This is a genomic window from Pseudomonas sp. Pseusp9 (assembly GCF_059491265.1).
The window spans coordinates 5,876,655-5,894,663 of sequence record NZ_CP168500.1; the positions used below are offsets into that span (position 1 = coordinate 5,876,655).

The window sequence follows — 18,009 nt, forward strand, 5'->3', positions numbered from 1 at the left end:
CACACACTGACAAATACTGACCAACCCATTAGGCTGCCGGAACAACTTCTGGCCTGGAATATCCAATGCCCCCTGTCTACCGCCTGGCACTGCCAGCATTGTGCCTGTCGCTGATCCTGCCTTGCGCTTTTTCCGTCGAGGCAGCCGACCCGGCGCCTGGCGCAGCAGAAAAAACCATCGAAGAAAAGCCACTCGAACGTCAGCCGCTGCCTGAGCGTAGTCAGGAAGAAGCTGCTGCACTCGAGCGAAAAGTCCCGGCTCAGGAACAGCAACAACTGCAAGCGGGCACCGACACCTTTCTGGCCTTGTGGAAACCGGCCAATACCGCCGACCCCAAAGGCGCGGTGATTATCATCCCCGGTGCCGGAGAAAGCGTTGACTGGCCGCAAGCGGTCGGTCCTTTGCGGCGCAAATTGCCGGACGCCGAATGGAGCAGCCTGAGTATCACCTTGCCGGACCTGCAAAGCGATGCCATTGCGCCACGAGTCGTGGAAGCAGCGCCGGCTCCAAAGGCTCCCGAAACCGGCAGTAAAGACTCGACCACCGCAGCCCCCATCGAACAGGTGGCCGGTGGCGAGGCCGACGTGGCCGACAAGGCCGTCGCCGAAACCACCGAAGAACAATCCAGGGCAGATGCCGAGCGTATCTTCGCCCGGATCGACGCCGCGCTCGCCTTCGCCGAACAGCAGAGCGCCCGCAGCATCGTGGTGTTGGGGCATGGTACCGGCGCTTATTGGGCCGCACGCTACCTGAGCGAGAAACAGCCATCGCAAGTCGAAAAACTGGTGATGGTTGCAGCCCGGACACCGGTGACAGCGAAGCCGGAGCTGGCGGAACTGACCCCGACCCTGAAACTGCCGACCGCCGATATTTACTACAAAGACAAAGCGCCGGACCGCGACGCTGCACTGGAACGGTTGCAAGGCAGCAAGCGCTTGAAGTCATCGGCATTCAGCCAGGTCGCGCTCAAGGCATTGCCCGACAACAAGGCTGAACAGGAGCAACTGTTCCGTCGGGTGCGGGGCTGGTTGAATCCGCAGGCTGCGACAGACTGAAAGACCGCGTCACCCCCTTCGCGAGCAGGCTCGCTCCCACATCAGATCTCCAGCGCTGGAAGATCCCATGCGGGAGCGAGCCTGCTCGCGAAGGGGACATCACAGACGGCACAAATCTTTGCTGCTAGCGAAAATCCCGCCGCTCCCGAATCAGCGTATACGCGTTGTGCAGTTCACGCGTTCGCTCGGTGGCCTCACGAACCTGCGTCGCCGTCGCGCCACTGCCGGCAATCTTGTCTGGATGATGGCGACTGAGCAGGCGCCGGTAAGCACGCTTGATCTGCGCCGGCTCAGTGGTAGCCGACACCCCCAAAAGTCTTAACGCATCCTGATAACTTGGCACGCTCTTGGCCAATGGCCGCTTCTGCGGCTCATAGTCGTGAGCCAGCGCTTGCACCTGATGAGGCATCCAGCCCAGCCACTTGCCCCATTGGCCGATCAATTCACGCTCACTGCTGCCGGCACGACCATCGGCCCACACCATTCGCCAGCAGGCGCGCAACACACCTTCCGCCGCATGGGGCTGGGCACTCAGGCGACGCAGATAACCGCGTAGCCGGTCGCGGCCCGACTTGCCGCGATTGAACGCGGCAATCGCACGACGTTGGGCCGGCTCGGACATGTCCAGCGCGCGCATTTCCGCTCGTGCCTGATCGATGTGCCCGGCCGTCACCTGGCCATCGCATTTGGCCAGCCGCCCCAACAGGACAAACAGCAGTTCATCGTTACGCAATACCGGGCGACCGCCCAGCTTTTCCCGCAAGTGCCCCCAGCTTTGCAGGTGCAAGCGCCGGTCCAGCGCCTGCCCCAACAACGCGCCGAGCAAGGCCCCCGGAATGCTGGCTATGGCATAGCCTGCTCCGGCTCCAATCAGAGTCCCTGGCCACAGCATGTCAGCGGCTCGCTTCTATCAATGATTCAACTTCGGCCAGACGCTCGTGGGTGCCGACATCAACCCAGTGCCCTTTCAGTCGCTCGCCGGTCACTTGACCGTCAGCCATGGCTTTGCGCAACAGCGGCGCGAGCTTGAAGGCACCCGCGGTGCAACCGTCGAAAAGCTGCGGATGCAACACGGCGATGCCGCTATAGGTCAGGGTGGAGGCCTCCGGTTGACCGTCGCGCACCAGGGTTTCGACCAGGCAGAAGTCCCCGGCCGGGTGATGTGGCGGGTTGCTGGCCAGCACCAGGTGCGCCAGGCCGTTGATGGGTTGATGCAGCACGCTGAAGTCGTAATCGGTCCAGATATCGCCGTTGACCACGAGAAATGCTTCATCCCCCAACAATGGCAACGCACGGAAGATCCCACCACCGGTTTCCAGGGGCTCACCTTCCGCCGAGTACCGGATGCTCACGCCATAGCGCGAACCATCGCCCAGATAGTCTTCGATCTGCTGACCGAGCCAGGCGTGATTGATCACAATGTCGGTGAACCCGGCGGCAGCCAGCGCTCGCAGGTGATACTCGATCAGCGGTACCCCGCCGGCACGAACCAGCGGTTTGGGCGTAGTCAGGGTCAGCGGGCGCATGCGCTCGCCTTTGCCCGCGGCCAGAATCATTGCCTTCATGCTGTCACTCCGGCGCGCAGACTGGCCAGCAGCACATCCAGCTCGGCCAGCTCGGGACGGCGAGCGATCACGGCATCTATATAGGCAAAGAAACGCGGCACATCGCCCAGATAACGCGGCTTGCCGTCGCGATGGCAGATGCGCGCGAAAATACCGATGACTTTCAGGTGACGCTGCACACCCATCAAGTCGCTGGCACGCAGGAAGTCCTCGAACTCTGGCTGAACCGCAATACCGAGGGCGCCCGCCCGCTGCCAGTAGCCTTCAAGCCAGCCATGCACACGCTCCTCGGGCCAGCTGAGGAAGGCGTCCTTGAACAGGCAGGTCACGTCGTAGGTCACTGGGCCATACACCGCATCCTGGAAGTCCAGCACGCCGGGATTGGGCTCGCTGAGCATCAGGTTGCGCGGCATGTAGTCGCGATGCACCAGGACTTTGGGTTGTGCCAGGGCGCTGTCGATCAACAGTTCGCTGACCTGTTGCCAGAGTACTTGCTGGGCCGCGTCGAACTCGATGCCCAATTCGCGCTTCACATACCACTCGGGGAACAGTTCCAGTTCGCGACGCAGCAACGCCACGTCATAGCTCGGCAGCGGCGCAACCATCGGCAACTGCTGGAAAGCCAGCAACGCTTGCAGGGCATCTTCGAACAAATCGTCGGCGTTTTCGCTGTCGATGACGTCCAGATAGGTCTTGTTGCCCAGGTCATTGAGCAAAAGAAAACCACGCTCGAGGTCTTCAGCATAAATTTTCGGCACGTTTATTCCGGATTTCGCCAGCAAAAAGGCAATATCCACGAAGGGTTTGCAGTTTTCCTGGGGGGGCGGCGCGTCCATCACGATGAAACTTTTGCCATCGCCTTCCCAGCGAAAATACCGACGGAAACTCGCGTCGCTACTGGCCGCAGTCAACGTGGCCGGGGGGACGTTGCCCCAACCCTGCTCAGCAAAAAGCGTCGTCAATTGTTCATCGAGCCAAACTTTCAGGTGTTGCAAGCGTACATCTTGATCAGGCATTGCAAGGGTCTCCGACGGCGCTAGCCGTCAAGCGGGTCATGCTTTATTATCCAGCATCTTTTTCAGACCATCGAGAGGCGTGCGGCCCACACCGCGGGCAGATGGCACGCAGGAAGCCCGGACTAATAAGATGGCATTGAAATCCCCCGCGTTTCGTAAAAAATTTCCGTTGTTGGTTACCGGCAGTTTGCTGGCACTGCAACCCCTTGCCACTTCCTACGTGGTCGCTGCGGAACAGTTTGACTGCTCAGTCTCTGCTTCGGGTTCCTGGGACTGCGCGCCAAAGACGCCGGCGGCTGCATTGCCACCGCGTCCCGTCCATGAGGGCAACGCAGTCTCCGCCACTGGCGAAGCCCCGGCCGAGAACGGTTCCAGCGAAGACACCGGCGCCAAGCCGGTGCTGGTTACCGAATCCGAAGGCCGTGGTCTGAAGTCGCGTAGCGCAGACTACAGCCACCTCGACTGGGTTCCCCGCGATCAGCTCACCGCCGCACAATTGGCCGAAACCGGTCCTTATTGCTCTGGTTCCTATGTCGAACCGATTCGTCCTGGCATGAATGACAAGACGAATAAAAGTGACGCTCCTACCTTTATCGGCGCAAAAGCCTCCCGCTATAAGCAGGATGAGCAGGTTGCGACCCTGGCCGGCGACGTTGTCATGCGCCAGGGCAGCATGCAGGTCGAAGCCGACGAAGCCAACCTGTACCAGGCCGAGAGCCGTGGCGACCTGAATGGCAACGTGCGCATCCGCGACAACGGCGCCCTGATCGTCGGCGACCACGCCGACGTGCAGCTCGACACTGGCGAGGCCAAGGTCGACAACGCCGAATACGTGATGCACAAATCGCGCATCCGCGGTAATGCGCTGTACGCCAAGCGTGCCGAGAACGCGATCATCCGCCTCAAGGATGGCACGTACACCACGTGCGAACCGAACAGCAACGCCTGGCAGCTCAAGGGCAACAACATCACCCTGAACCCGGCCACCGGCTTCGGTACGGCGACCAACGTGACGCTGCGGGTCAGGGACATTCCGGTCCTGTACACGCCGTACATCTATTTCCCGATCGATGACCGTCGCCAGTCCGGCTTCCTGCCGCCGAGCATCGGCACCGGCAGCGATACCGGCTTCATGCTGGTCACCCCGTACTACTTCAACCTGGCGCCGAACTACGACGCCACGTTGTACCCACGCTACATGGAAAAGCATGGCTTGTTGATGGAAGGCGAATTCCGCTACCTGACCAAGTCCAGCGAAGGCCAGTTCGGTGGGGCGTACCTCAACGACGAGAGCAACGATCGCGACAAGCAGTCCGACGCCGAAAAAACCCGCTACATGTACAACTGGCAACACAAGGGTGGTCTCGACTCACGTGTACTCACGCAAGTCGACTACACCAAGATCAGCGATCCCTATTACTTCCAGGATCTGCAGACCGACCAGATTGGCGTGAAAAGCAACGACTTCGTGAACCAGCAAGGCTCCGTCACCTATCGTGGCGACAGCTACAGCGCACGCATCAATGCCCAGGCCTTCCAGCTGGCGACCGTCTCGAGCATCACGCCGTACGATCGCCTGCCGCAGCTCACCCTAGATGGTATGCTGCCTTATCATCCGGAAGGTTTGAATTTCACGTACAGCACAGAGCTCGTTCGATTTGACCGGGACCTGAAAAACGGCAACTACTCTGACGAAGACGGCAATATATCTCCACGTCTTGATAACAACGTTGTCGGTCTGGCGCGCGCCACTGGCGACCGTCTGAACCTTGCGCCGGCCATGAGCCTGCCAATGAGCACGTCCTACGGTTACCTGACACCAACGCTCAAGTACCAGTACACCCAGTACCAACTGGACCTGGATAGCACCGGCAAGACCTTTGTCAACAATCAGACTGCCGAACAGGACAGACTCCTCGGAACGTTCGACAGCAACCAGAACCGCGGCGTACCGATCGCCAGCATCGACAGCGGCCTGTATTTCGATCGCAATACCCAGTATTTCGGCAAGAACTACCGCCAGACCCTCGAGCCGCGCCTGTTCTACCTGTACGTGCCTGAAGTCGACCAGGAAGATATCCCGGTATTCGATACCAGCGAATACACCTTCAACTATGCGTCGCTGTTCCGTGACAACCGTTTCTCCGGCTCCGACCGTGTCGGCGACGAGAACAAACTGTCGCTGGGCGTGACCAGCCGCTGGATCGAAGACAGCGGTTTCGAGCGTCAACGCATCAGTGTCGGCCAGGCCTTGTACTTCAAGGACCGCGAAGTTCAACTGCCGGGTATCGATGCCAAGACCCGCAAAGATGCCCAGGCCAACGTTTCGCCCTACGCGCTGGAGTACGAATATCGCTGGAACCGCGATTGGCGCACCACGGCCGACTATAACTGGGACCCGGACAGCCGCAGCCCTCGCTCGGGCAGCGCGATGTTCCACTACCAACCTGAAGACAATCCGAACAAGGTCATCAACGCCGGCTATCGCTATCGTAATGACCAGGTTCGTTACGACCAGAACACTGGTCAATGGACCGTGGGTGGCGGAGACTTGGGTGTTGAAGGCCAGCCTGGCTTCGTGAAGGACTACTACAAGATCAAACAGCACGACTTCTCGGTGATCTGGCCGATCGTGCCGCAATGGAGCGCCATCAGCCGCTGGCAGTATGACTACAACCGCAGCCGCACCCTGGAAGCCTTCGGTGGCTTCGAGTACGACAGTTGCTGCTGGAAACTGCGCCTGATCAACCGTTACTGGGTTAACTATGACGAATTCAGTCAAGACGTTGCGCAAAACGAAAAAGGCGACCATGGCGTCTTCCTCCAAATTGTTCTGAAGGGACTCGGCGGCCTCACCGGCTCCAAGGCAGAGAGCTTCCTCGACAAAGGCATTCAAGGTTATCGTGAACGTGAAGACCAAGCTTTCTGATTATCTGCGCCCGCTGATGCTGGGCGCGCTGTTCCTGAGTACGGCGGCCGGTGCCGCCGTGCAGTCCATCGATAAAGTGGTGGCCATTGTCGACAACGACGTGGTCATGCAGAGCCAACTGGACCATCGCGTTCGTGAAGTTCAGCAAACCATTGCCAAACGTGGTTCTGCCGTACCGCCGGCCAGCGTGCTGGAGCAGCAGGTACTTGAGCGCCTGATCGTCGAAAACCTGCAATTGCAGATCGGCGATCGTTCCGGCATCCGCATTACCGACGAAGAGTTGAACCAGGCGGTTGGCACCATTGCCCAGCGCAACAACATGTCGGTCGAGCAGTTCCGTGCCGCCCTGACTCGCGACGGCCTGTCTTATGACGACGCACGTGAGCAGATTCGCCGCGAAATGGTCATCAGCCGTGTACGCCAGCGTCGGGTTGCCGAGCGCATTCAGGTCTCCGAGCAGGAAGTGAAGAACTTCCTGGCCTCCGACCTGGGCAAAATGCAGCTGTCCGAAGAATTCCACCTGGCCAACATCCTGATTCCTACGCCGGAAAGCGCCAACTCCGACGCGATTCAGAATGCAGCCAAACAGGCCGATGCGGTTTACCAGCAGCTCAAGCAAGGTGCTGACTTCGGTCAGCTGGCAATCGCCAAGTCCGCCAGCGAAACCGCTCTGGAAGGTGGTGACATGGGCTGGCGTAAAGCCGCTCAATTGCCGCCTCCGTTCGATCGCCTGCTGAGCACCATGCCGGTGGGTGATGTCACCCAGCCAATGCGCACACCGGGTGGCTTCATCATCCTGAAGATCCTCGACAAGCGTGGCGGCGAAACCCAGATGCGCGATGAAGTGCATGTGCGCCACATCCTGGTCAAACCAAGCCCGATCCGCGACGAAGCGAAAACCAAGGCTCTGGCCCAGTCGCTCTACAGCCGTATCGAGGCTGGCGAAGACTTCGGCGAGCTGGCGAAAAGCTACTCGGAAGACCCGGGTTCTGCCCTCAACGGCGGCGACCTGAACTGGATCGACCCGAACGCGCTGGTGCCCGAGTTCCGCGCAGTGATGGCCAAGACCCCGCAAGGTCAACTGTCCAGGCCGTTCCAGACTCAATACGGCTGGCACGTCCTGGAAGTCCTGGGTCGTCGCGCCACTGACAGCACCACACAGGCTCGCGAGCAGCAAGCAATGACCGTTTTGCGTAACCGCAAATACGACGAAGAGCTGCAAACCTGGCTGCGTCAGATCCGTGACGAAGCGTACGTGGAAATCAAACTCCCTGGCGCCGACCAGGCAGCGCAGTGAAACCGCAACGTTTTGCGCTGACACCCGGTGAACCAGCCGGCATAGGTCCCGACCTGTGCCTGCTGCTCGCCTCGCAAGCCCAGCCCCACCCCCTGATTGCCATTACCAGCCGCGACCTGCTCATTGAGCGGGCCGTGCAACTGGGCGTGGCTGTCGACTTGCTGCCGGTCACGCCGGACAACTGGCCGGATGCACCCGCGCCAGCCAACAGCCTGTATGTCTGGGATACACCACTCAATGCCAAGGTCGTCGCCGGACAACTGGACAAGGCCAACGCTGCCTTCGTTCTGGAAACCCTGACCCGGGCTGGCCAGGGCTGCCTGAGCGGGGACTTTGCCGGCATGATCACCGCGCCGGTGCACAAAGGCGTGATCAACGAATCGGGTATCGCCTTCTCCGGGCACACGGAATTCCTCGCCGACCTGACCCACACCGCCCAAGTGGTGATGATGCTGGCCACGCGCGGTTTGCGCGTAGCACTGGTGACCACCCACCTGCCCCTTCGCGAGATTGCCGATGCAATCACTCCGGAGCGCCTGGAGCGCGTCACGCGAATCCTGCACGCCGACCTGCAAAACAAATTCGGCATCGCCCGGCCACGCATCCTGGTCTGTGGGCTCAACCCCCACGCCGGCGAAGGCGGACACCTGGGCCATGAAGAAATCGATATCATCGAACCTACATTAGAGCGCTTGCGCGGCGAGGGCATGGACCTTCGAGGCCCCCTGCCCGCCGACACTCTGTTTACCCCCAAATATCTGGAGCACTGCGATGCGGTGCTGGCGATGTACCACGACCAGGGCCTGCCCGTGCTGAAGTACAAAGGCTTCGGCGCGGCAGTCAACGTGACCCTCGGCTTGCCGATCATCCGCACTTCGGTCGACCACGGCACTGCCCTGGACCTGGCCGGCAGTGGCAAGATCGACACCGGCAGCCTGCAAGTCGCCCTGGAAACCGCCTACCAGATGGCCGAGACCCGTTTATGACCGAGCAATACCAGCACAAGGCGCGCAAACGCTTTGGCCAGAACTTCCTGCACGATGCCGGCGTTATCGACCGCATCCTGCGCTCCATTCATGCCAAGGCAGAAGACCGCCTGCTGGAAATCGGCCCGGGCCAGGGCGCACTGACCCAAGGCCTGCTCAGCAGCGGTGCACAACTCGACGTTGTGGAACTGGACAAGGACCTGATCCCGATCCTCAACCAGCAGTTTGCCGGCAAGAGCAACTTCAACCTGCATCAGGGCGATGCACTGAAGTTCGACTTCAACAGCCTGAATGCAGCGCCAGGCAGCCTGCGAGTGGTCGGCAACCTGCCATACAACATCTCCACGCCACTGATTTTTCACCTCTTGCACAACTCGCACCTGATCCGCGACATGCATTTCATGCTGCAAAAGGAAGTGGTCGAGCGCCTGGCTGCCGGTCCGGGTGGTGGTGACTGGGGCCGCCTGTCGATCATGGTTCAGTACCACTGCCGGGTCGAGCACCTGTTCAACGTCGGCCCGGGCGCGTTCAACCCGCCGCCGAAAGTCGACTCGGCCATCGTGCGCCTGGTGCCTCACGCGGTACTGCCGCACCCGGCCAAGGATCACCGCCTGCTGGAGCGCGTCGTGCGCGAAGCGTTCAACCAGCGCCGCAAAACCCTGCGCAACACCCTCAAGCTGCTGCTGAGCAACGCCGAAATCGAAGCCGCCGGCGTTGATGGCAGCCTACGTCCCGAGCAACTCGACCTGGCCGCCTTCGTGCGCCTGGCCGACAAGCTCAGCGAGCAGGCAGCACAAAAGCCCGCCGCTGACTGACAAGCGATGAGCGCTATCGGGTAGGACGCCACTCTGGTCTACTACCCGATACTTGGCCTAGACTGAACTCCATCAGCTACGCCCCGCGTTCCGCTTCGTTTTTAAGGCCCTTTGCATGTCCGATCCTCGTTATCAGGTCGACGTCAGCGTCGTCACCCGCTATCTGGCAGAACAATCGCAACCCGAGCACGACCGCTTTGCCTTCGCCTACACCATCACCGTGCAGAACAATGGCCTGATACCGGCCAAACTGCTTTCACGGCACTGGGTCATCACCGATGGTGACGGGCATGTCGAAGAAGTGCGCGGCGCAGGCGTGGTAGGCCAGCAGCCGCTGATCGACCCCGGCAAGAGCCACACCTACAGCAGCGGCACGGTCATGACCACCAAGGTCGGCACCATGCAAGGCACCTATCAGATGCTTTCCGACGACGGCAAACATTTCGATGCCATCATCGCGCCCTTCCGCCTGGCGGTGCCCGGAGCCCTGCACTGATGGCAACGTACGCGGTCGGTGACCTGCAAGGCTGTCTTGAAGCCCTGCAATGCCTGCTCAAACAAGTGGCGTTCGATCCACAACGGGACCGTCTGTGGCTGGTGGGCGACCTGGTCAACCGCGGCCCGCAGTCTCTGGAAACCCTGCGCTTTCTCTATAGCATCCGCGAATCGCTGGTTTGCGTGCTTGGTAACCACGACTTGCACCTGCTGGCGGCCGGACGCAACATCGAACGCCTGAAGAAGGCCGATACCCTGCGCGAGATCATCGAAGCGCCGGATAGCGCCGAACTGCTTGAATGGCTGCGCCAGCAAAAGCTCATGCACTACGACGAACAACGCAACGTTGCACTGGTCCATGCCGGCATTCCACCCCAGTGGTCGCTGCGCAAGGCCTTGAAGTGCGCCGCCGAAGTCGAGACGGCCTTGCGCGACGACAACCTGTTGCCGCCCTACCTCGATGGCATGTACGGCAACGATCCGGCGAAATGGGACAACGACCTCAAAGGCGTCACGCGCCTGCGGGTGATCACCAACTATTTCACCCGCATGCGTTTTTGCACCGCCGAAGGCAAGCTTGACCTCAAGAGCAAGGAAGGCCTCGATACCGCACCACCAGGCTACAAGCCCTGGTTCCAGCACAAGGAACGCAAGACCAAGGATGTGAAAATCCTCTTCGGTCACTGGGCAGCACTGGAAGGCAAGTGCGACGAACCGGGTATCTCGGCCCTCGACACCGGTTGCGTCTGGGGCGGCGCCCTGACCCTGATGAACGTCGACAGCCTTGAGCGCCTGTCCTGCAAATGCGACGAACACGGCCATGCCATGCCGCCAGTCGCCTCATCCATTCCCCAAACATCGCCAGCCAGCGCTCCGCGCTAGACTGCCCATTCTGCCGTGCCACAGGAGCCCGCCATGAGCGAATTCAAACGTATCCCCCCGGAACAGGCCCAGGCCCTGCGCGAACAAGGCGCAGTGGTGGTCGACGTCCGCGACCCGGCCACATTTGCCGCCCTGCACATCGCAGGCTCGAAGCATCTGGACAATCATTCCCTGCACGCTTTCATCCAGGGTGCCGACCTCGATGCACCGACCGTAGTGGTCTGCTACCACGGCAACTCCAGCCAGGGTGCGGCCGCCTACCTGATCAGCCAGGGCTTCTCCGACGTCTACAGCATGGATGGCGGATTCGAGTTGTGGCGTACGACCTACCCTGCGGAAACGGCGCAAGGTTCCTCCGAATAATTTTTTTGTAACCTTGCAGGCCCCGGCTGCCGCGGGCTAGCGCGGTGGCAGACGAACGGTCTGCCACAACTAATTACGTATCTCACCTTTACCTCCCGAATTCCCAACTATCCTTAAGCCCAGGCCATCCAAAACAGGGGAGAGCCGGTACACCGGCGCACGGGTCATCGGGAGTAGCTTTCGGAGTAGTCTGCTCCGGGAGAGTTCTGGGGGGTAAACAGCAATCGCCTGTTCGGTTGCTGCCAGCATCGACTGAGTGATCCGGCGTCGGCTCCACGTATCGAGCGAGGTGACGTCATGAGTATCTTTAGCCACTTCCAACAACGCTTCGAGTCCACACGCCAGGAAGAACTCTCTCTGCAGGAGTATCTTGAGCTGTGCAAAAAAGACCGCAGCGCCTACGTTTCCGCCGCCGAGCGTCTTCTGCTGGCCATCGGCGAGCCGGAACTGCTCGACACCTCGACCAACTCGAGACTGTCACGCATCTTCTCCAACAAGGTGATCCGCCGTTATCCGGCCTTTGAAGACTTCCACGGGATGGAAGAATGCATCGACCAGATCGTGTCGTATTTCCGCCATGCCGCTCAGGGCCTGGAAGAGAAGAAACAGATCCTGTACCTGCTCGGCCCTGTCGGTGGCGGTAAGTCGTCCCTGGCCGAAAAGCTCAAGCAACTGATGGAAAAAGTGCCCTTCTATGCAATCAAGGGTTCGCCGGTTTTCGAGTCGCCCCTGGGTCTGTTCAACTCCACTGAAGATGGAGCGATCCTCGAGGAAGACTTCGGCATTCCACGGCGCTACCTCAACACCATCATGTCGCCATGGGCGACCAAGCGCCTGGCCGAGTTCGGTGGCGACATCAGTCAGTTCCGCGTGGTGAAGCTCTACCCGTCGATCCTCAACCAGATCGCCGTGGCCAAGACCGAACCTGGCGACGAAAACAACCAGGACATCTCGGCGCTGGTGGGCAAGGTCGATATCCGCAAACTGGAAGAGTTCCCGCAAAACGACGCCGACGCCTACAGCTATTCGGGCGCACTGTGCCGGTCCAACCAGGGCCTGATGGAATTCGTCGAAATGTTCAAGGCGCCGATCAAGGTGCTGCACCCATTGCTGACGGCCACTCAGGAGGGCAACTACAACAGTACCGAAGGCTTGGGGGCGATTCCGTTTACCGGGATCCTGCTGGCCCACTCCAACGAATCGGAATGGCATACCTTCCGCAACAACAAGAACAACGAAGCCTTCATCGACCGGATCTACATCGTCAAAGTGCCTTACTGCCTGCGGGTCAGCGACGAAGTGAAAATCTACGACAAGCTCTTGTTCAACAGCTCGCTGGCCAAGGCCCATTGCGCGCCCGACACCCTGAAGATGCTGGCCCAGTTCACCGTGCTCTCGCGTCTCAAGGAGCCGGAAAACTCCAACATCTACTCGAAGATGCGCGTGTATGACGGCGAGAACCTCAAGGACACCGATCCGAAAGCCAAGTCGATCCAGGAATACCGCGACAATGCCGGAGTCGACGAAGGCATGAACGGTCTATCGACCCGTTTCGCGTTCAAGATCCTGTCGAAGGTCTTCAACTTCGATCCGCACGAAATCGCCGCCAACCCGGTGCATCTGCTCTACGTACTGGAACAACAGATCGAACAGGAACAGTTCCAGGCGGAAACCCGCGAACGCTACCTGCGCTTCCTCAAGGAGTACCTGGCACCGCGTTATATCGAATTCATCGGCAAGGAGATCCAGACCGCCTACCTCGAGTCCTACAGCGAGTACGGCCAAAACATCTTCGATCGTTATGTGCTGTACGCCGACTTCTGGATCCAGGACCAGGAATACCGTGACCCGGAAACCGGCGAAATCCTCAACCGCGTAGCCCTGAACGAAGAGCTGGAGAAAATCGAAAAACCGGCCGGCATCAGCAATCCGAAGGATTTCCGCAACGAAATCGTCAACTTCGTCCTGCGTGCCCGGGCCAACAACAATGGCAAGAACCCGACCTGGCTCAGCTACGAAAAACTGCGGGTGGTCATCGAGAAGAAAATGTTCTCCAACACCGAGGACCTGCTACCGGTCATCAGCTTCAATGCCAAGGCCAGCAAGGAGGATCAACAAAAACACAACGACTTCGTCACACGAATGGTCGAGCGGGGCTACACCGACAAACAGGTACGACTGCTGTCCGAGTGGTACCTGCGGGTCAGAAAATCACAATAACCCGCTGCCGGTCAGACCGGTTGTCGTCAGCCAGAGACCTGTGTACGCATTTTCTGTTACACAGGCCTCTGGAAGGTGTTCGAAAGTCGGTAGCGAGTTCAGGCAGCATCCAAGGCGCTTGGGGGAGCGTTCAGTTATCCCTCGGTTCTCGATTCGATGCTGTATCACCGCTCGCCCCTTTCAGGACAGCTTCTAAGGAGCAGTCATGAGCTATGTGATCGACCGACGTCTCAATGGCAAGAACAAGAGCACGGTGAACCGCCAGCGGTTTCTGCGGCGCTACCGTGATCACATTAAAAAGGCTGTCGAAGAGGCGGTCAGCCGGCGCTCCATTACCGATATGGAACACGGCGAACAAATCAGTATTCCCGGCCGCGACATCGACGAACCGGTCCTTCACCATGGTCGCGGTGGCAAGCAGACCATCGTGCACCCGGGCAACAAGGAATTCACCAGCGGCGAACATATCGCGCGCCCACCGGGAGGCGGTGGCGGTCGAGGCCCTGGCAAGGCGGGCAATTCCGGTGAAGGGATGGACGAATTTGTCTTCCAGATCACCCAGGAAGAGTTCCTCGAGTTCATGTTCGAGGACCTCGAACTGCCAAACCTGGTCAAGCGCAACCTGACCGGCACCGATACCTTCAAGACCGTACGTGCCGGGATCAGCAACGAGGGCAACCCGTCGCGGATCAACATCATTCGCACCCTGCGTTCAGCCCACGCCCGGCGTATCGCCCTGTCCGGCAGCAGCCGGGCAAAACTGCGCGAAGCCAAGGAAGAACTTCTGCGACTCAAGCAGGAAGAACCCGACAACTTCGGCGATATTCAGGAAATAGAAGCTGAAATCGAAAAGCTCAGCGCACGCATTCACCGCGTACCGTTTCTTGACACATTCGACCTCAAGTACAACTTGCTCATCAAGCAACCGAACCCCAGCTCCAAGGCCGTGATGTTCTGCCTGATGGACGTGTCCGGCTCGATGACCCAGGCGACCAAGGACATCGCCAAGCGCTTCTTTATCCTGCTGTACCTGTTCCTCAAGCGTAACTACGAAAAGATCGACGTCGTGTTCATCCGCCATCACACCAGCGCCCGTGAAGTGGATGAAGAAGAGTTTTTCTACTCCCGGGAAACCGGCGGCACCATCGTCTCCAGCGCCTTGAAACTGATGCAGGAGATCATGGCCGAGCGTTATCCGAGCAACGAGTGGAACATCTACGCCGCCCAGGCCTCCGACGGCGACAACTGGAACGACGACTCTCCGATCTGCCGCGACATCCTGATCAACCAGATCATGCCATTCGTGCAGTACTACACTTACGTTGAGATCACCCCTCGCGAACACCAGGCCCTGTGGTTCGAATACGAGCGCATCGCCGAAGCCTTTTCCGATACGTTTGCCCAGCAGCAACTGGTCTCGGCCGGTGATATCTATCCGGTCTTCCGTGAACTCTTCCAGCGCAGGTTAGTGACATGACCGCCAAAGAGCAGAAGCGCCAACCCATTTCCACCGGCTCCGAATGGACGTTCGAGCTGATCCAGGCGTATGACCGCGAAATCAGTCGTATTGCGGCCGGTTACGCCCTCGATACATACCCTAACCAGATTGAAGTGATCACCGCCGAACAGATGATGGACGCCTACGCCTCCGTCGGGATGCCACTGGGTTATCACCATTGGTCCTATGGCAAACATTTCCTCAGTACGGAAAAATCATACACCCGCGGCCAGATGGGCCTGGCGTACGAGATCGTGATCAACTCCGACCCATGCATCGCCTACCTGATGGAAGAAAACACCATCTGCATGCAGGCGTTGGTGGTGGCCCATGCCTGCTACGGGCACAACAGTTTTTTCAAAGGCAATTACCTGTTCCGCACCTGGACCGACGCCAGCTCTATCATCGATTACCTGGTGTTTGCCAAGCAGTACATCATGCAATGCGAAGAGCGCCACGGTATCGACGCGGTCGAGGACTTGCTCGACTCCTGCCATGCACTGATGAACTATGGTGTCGACCGCTACAAACGGCCCTATCCGATCTCCGCGGAAGAAGAGCGCCGCCGGCAAAAGGACCGGGAAGAGCATTTGCAGAAACAGATCAACGATCTGTGGCGGACCATTCCAAAGGGCGCGGACAAGTTCAGCGACAAGGACAGCGCACGCTTCCCCGCCGAACCCCAGGAAAACATCCTGTACTTCATCGAAAAACATGCGCCGCTGCTGGAGCCATGGCAGCGGGAAATCGTCCGTATCGTGCGCAAGATCGCCCAGTATTTTTATCCACAGCGTCAAACCCAGGTGATGAACGAGGGCTGGGCCACGTTCTGGCACTACACCCTGATGAACGATCTTTACGACGAGGGCCTGGTCACCGACGGCTTCATGATGGAGTTCCTGACGTCCCACACCAGCGTGGTGTTCCAGCCAGGATTCGATAGCCCCTACTACAGCGGCATCAATCCCTACGCCCTGGGTTTTGCCATGTACCGCGACATCCGTCGCATGTGCGAGAACCCTACGGAAGAGGATCGCCGCTGGTTCCCTGAAATAGCCGGCTCCGACTGGCTGTCGACCATCAAGTTCGCCATGAGCAGCTTCAAGGATGAGAGCTTCATCCTGCAGTACCTGTCACCCAAGGTAATCCGCGACCTGAAGCTGTTCAGCATTCTCGATGACGACCAGAAGGACGACCTGCTGGTGCCCGCCATTCACGATGAAGGTGGCTACCGCATCATCCGGGAAACCCTTGCGGCGCAGTACAACCTGGGCAATCGCGAACCCAACGTGCAGATCTACAGCATCGACCGGCGTGGTGACCGCTCCCTGACCCTTCGTCACCAGCAGCACGACCGCAAACCGCTGGGGGAGTCCACCGAGGAAGTGCTCAAGCATCTGCACCGTCTGTGGGGCTTCGACATTCATCTGGAGACCCTGCAAGGAGACCAGGTGATGAAAACCCATCACGTCCCACCCAGAAGCGAGCACAGCGAAGGCGATTACGGCCGCCTGGACCTGGCTGTCATTCATCTTTGATACTGTTTCGGCCTCCGAAAGCCCGACGCAACGGTTATCCTGTCGAGCTAACGGAGGTTTTTTATGCGGATCTATAAAGTCGGCGGCGCGGTACGTGATCGCTTGCTGGGCAAACCGGTCACCGATACCGACTGGGTCGTGGTCGGCGCCACTACCGAAGAAATGCTCGCCAAGGGATTTCGCCCGGTAGGTGCGGATTTCCCGGTGTTTCTTCATCCCAAAAGCGGCGAGGAATACGCCCTCGCCCGCACCGAGCGCAAAAGCGGACGCGGCTACGGCGGGTTCACTTTTCACGCCAGCCCTGAAGTCACCCTCGAAGAAGACCTGATCCGTCGCGACCTGACCATTAACGCCATGGCCGAAGACGATCAGCAGAACCTGACTGACCCGTACCACGGCCAGCGCGATCTCGAAGCGCGCCTGCTTCGCCATGTTTCCCCGGCATTTGCCGAAGATCCGCTCAGGGTCCTGCGCGTTGCCCGCTTTGCGGCGCGGTATGCCGCGCTGGGCTTTACCGTCGCCCCGGAAACCCTGGAACTGATGCGTCAACTCAGCGCGTCAGGCGAGCTTGAGGCGCTGACCCCGGAGCGCAGCTGGAAGGAAGTTTCCCGCGCCCTGATGGAAGATCAGCCACAGGTGTTTGTTGAGGTTTTGCGTGCATGCGACGCCCTCAAGGTACTGATGCCGGAGGTCGACGCGCTGTTCGGCGTACCGCAACCACCAGCCCACCACCCGGAAATCGATACAGGCACACACACCCTGAGCGTTTTGCAGCAGGCCGCCATACATAAGCAGCCACTGACCGTGCGCTGGGCCTGCCTGCTGCACGACTTGGGCAAGGGCCTGACGCCGGAGGAAGAATGGCCGCAACACATTGCACACGAGTACAAGGGCCTAAAACTGATCAAAGCGGTCAATGAACGCTTCAAGGCACCCAGAGACTGTCAGGAACTGGCCCTGCTGGTGGGCGAGTACCACACCCACGGGCATCGCGCCCTTGAGCTGAAGCCATCGACATTGCTGGAATTGCTGCAAAGTTTCGACGTTTACCGTCGGCCACAACGGTTCGAGGAGTTCATCGCGGCATGCGAGATGGATGCGCGTGGACGCAAAGGGCTGGAAGAAAGAAGTTATCCACAGGCGGATTATTTGCGCGGCGCGGCAACCGCCGCTCGCAGCGTAGCGGCTCAGCCGCTGCTGGAGAAAGGCTTCAAGGGGCCGGAGCTGGGAGAGGCGATCAAGCGCGAGCGACTGAAGGCGCTGAAGGCCTACAAGGAAGCGGCGCTGCCCTGAAAAGCTTCGCGAGCAGGCTCGCTCCCACAGGGTTCAACACAACACTTGTGGGAGCGA

General features: G+C 59.6%; 15 protein-coding genes. 12 read left to right on the forward strand and 3 right to left on the reverse strand.

Going from position 1 to position 18,009, the window contains the following annotated elements:
- Positions 1-65: 65 nt before the first annotated feature.
- Entirely contained in the window at positions 66-1,055 is a 990-nt protein-coding gene (locus ACEN8E_RS26875) for an alpha/beta hydrolase family protein (RefSeq protein ID WP_495590479.1), read from the forward strand.
- Positions 1,056-1,179: 124 nt separating this feature from the next.
- Here ACEN8E_RS26875 and ACEN8E_RS26880 read toward each other — a convergent pair whose 3' ends face one another.
- Genes ACEN8E_RS26880 through ACEN8E_RS26890 form a run of 3 tightly spaced genes read right to left on the reverse strand, consistent with a single transcriptional unit; the run spans position 1,180 to position 3,636 of the window.
- Positions 1,180-1,947 carry a TerB family tellurite resistance protein gene (locus ACEN8E_RS26880; RefSeq protein ID WP_495590480.1) on the reverse strand — a complete coding sequence of 256 codons (768 nt, stop codon included), beginning with the start codon at positions 1,945-1,947 and terminating at the stop codon, positions 1,180-1,182.
- A 1-nt stretch (position 1,948) separates the two neighbouring features.
- A complete protein-coding gene (murU, locus tag ACEN8E_RS26885; protein ID WP_495590481.1) occupies positions 1,949-2,620 on the reverse strand; it encodes an N-acetylmuramate alpha-1-phosphate uridylyltransferase MurU in 672 nt (223 codons plus the stop codon).
- Positions 2,617-3,636, reverse strand: coding sequence for an aminoglycoside phosphotransferase family protein (locus ACEN8E_RS26890; protein WP_495590482.1), 1,020 nt, complete (start codon positions 3,634-3,636; stop codon positions 2,617-2,619). The genes murU and ACEN8E_RS26890 overlap by 4 nt, the downstream gene beginning before the upstream one ends.
- 130 nt (positions 3,637-3,766) lie before the next feature.
- On the opposite strand from ACEN8E_RS26890, the gene ACEN8E_RS26895 reads away from it, so the two are divergent.
- From ACEN8E_RS26895 to ACEN8E_RS26945, 11 genes are all read left to right on the forward strand, one after another.
- On the forward strand, positions 3,767-6,565 hold the full coding sequence (locus ACEN8E_RS26895) for an LPS-assembly protein LptD (protein ID WP_495590483.1): 2,799 nt from the start codon (positions 3,767-3,769) through the stop codon (positions 6,563-6,565).
- Positions 6,546-7,862 carry a peptidylprolyl isomerase SurA gene (gene surA, locus ACEN8E_RS26900; RefSeq protein WP_495590484.1) on the forward strand — a complete coding sequence of 439 codons (1,317 nt, stop codon included), beginning with the start codon at positions 6,546-6,548 and terminating at the stop codon, positions 7,860-7,862. The genes ACEN8E_RS26895 and surA overlap by 20 nt, the downstream gene beginning before the upstream one ends.
- On the forward strand, positions 7,859-8,848 hold the full coding sequence (pdxA, locus tag ACEN8E_RS26905; RefSeq protein ID WP_495590485.1) for a 4-hydroxythreonine-4-phosphate dehydrogenase PdxA: 990 nt from the start codon (positions 7,859-7,861) through the stop codon (positions 8,846-8,848). Before surA ends, pdxA begins: the two co-directional genes overlap by 4 nt.
- The gene (gene rsmA / locus ACEN8E_RS26910; protein ID WP_310056440.1) at positions 8,845-9,663 is read left to right on the forward strand and encodes a 16S rRNA (adenine(1518)-N(6)/adenine(1519)-N(6))-dimethyltransferase RsmA; all 819 of its coding nucleotides are present in this window, start codon (positions 8,845-8,847) and stop codon (positions 9,661-9,663) included. Before pdxA ends, rsmA begins: the two co-directional genes overlap by 4 nt.
- 115 nt (positions 9,664-9,778) lie before the next feature.
- Positions 9,779-10,159: a Co2+/Mg2+ efflux facilitator ApaG/CorD gene (gene apaG, locus ACEN8E_RS26915; protein WP_322615073.1), complete on the forward strand. Its 381-nt coding sequence runs from the start codon at positions 9,779-9,781 to the stop codon at positions 10,157-10,159.
- On the forward strand, positions 10,159-11,040 hold the full coding sequence (locus tag ACEN8E_RS26920) for a symmetrical bis(5'-nucleosyl)-tetraphosphatase (RefSeq protein ID WP_495590486.1): 882 nt from the start codon (positions 10,159-10,161) through the stop codon (positions 11,038-11,040). Before apaG ends, ACEN8E_RS26920 begins: the two co-directional genes overlap by 1 nt.
- Before the next feature lie 33 nt (positions 11,041-11,073).
- On the forward strand, positions 11,074-11,403 hold the full coding sequence (gene glpE, locus ACEN8E_RS26925) for a thiosulfate sulfurtransferase GlpE (RefSeq protein ID WP_495590487.1): 330 nt from the start codon (positions 11,074-11,076) through the stop codon (positions 11,401-11,403).
- Positions 11,404-11,700: 297 nt separating this feature from the next.
- Positions 11,701-13,623, forward strand: a complete 1,923-nt coding sequence (locus tag ACEN8E_RS26930; protein WP_008051612.1) for a PrkA family serine protein kinase — start codon at positions 11,701-11,703, stop codon at positions 13,621-13,623.
- 205 nt (positions 13,624-13,828) lie between these two features.
- Positions 13,829-15,100 (forward strand): YeaH/YhbH family protein, encoded by a 1,272-nt coding sequence (locus tag ACEN8E_RS26935; protein WP_413424160.1) that lies wholly within the window; start codon positions 13,829-13,831, stop codon positions 15,098-15,100.
- Complete coding sequence (locus tag ACEN8E_RS26940) at positions 15,097-16,659, forward strand: SpoVR family protein (RefSeq protein WP_495590488.1); 1,563 nt, start codon at positions 15,097-15,099, stop codon at positions 16,657-16,659. The genes ACEN8E_RS26935 and ACEN8E_RS26940 overlap by 4 nt, the downstream gene beginning before the upstream one ends.
- A gap of 63 nt (positions 16,660-16,722) precedes the next feature.
- On the forward strand, positions 16,723-17,952 hold the full coding sequence (locus ACEN8E_RS26945) for a multifunctional CCA addition/repair protein (RefSeq protein WP_495590489.1): 1,230 nt from the start codon (positions 16,723-16,725) through the stop codon (positions 17,950-17,952).
- The last annotated feature ends 57 nt before the right edge of the window (positions 17,953-18,009 follow it).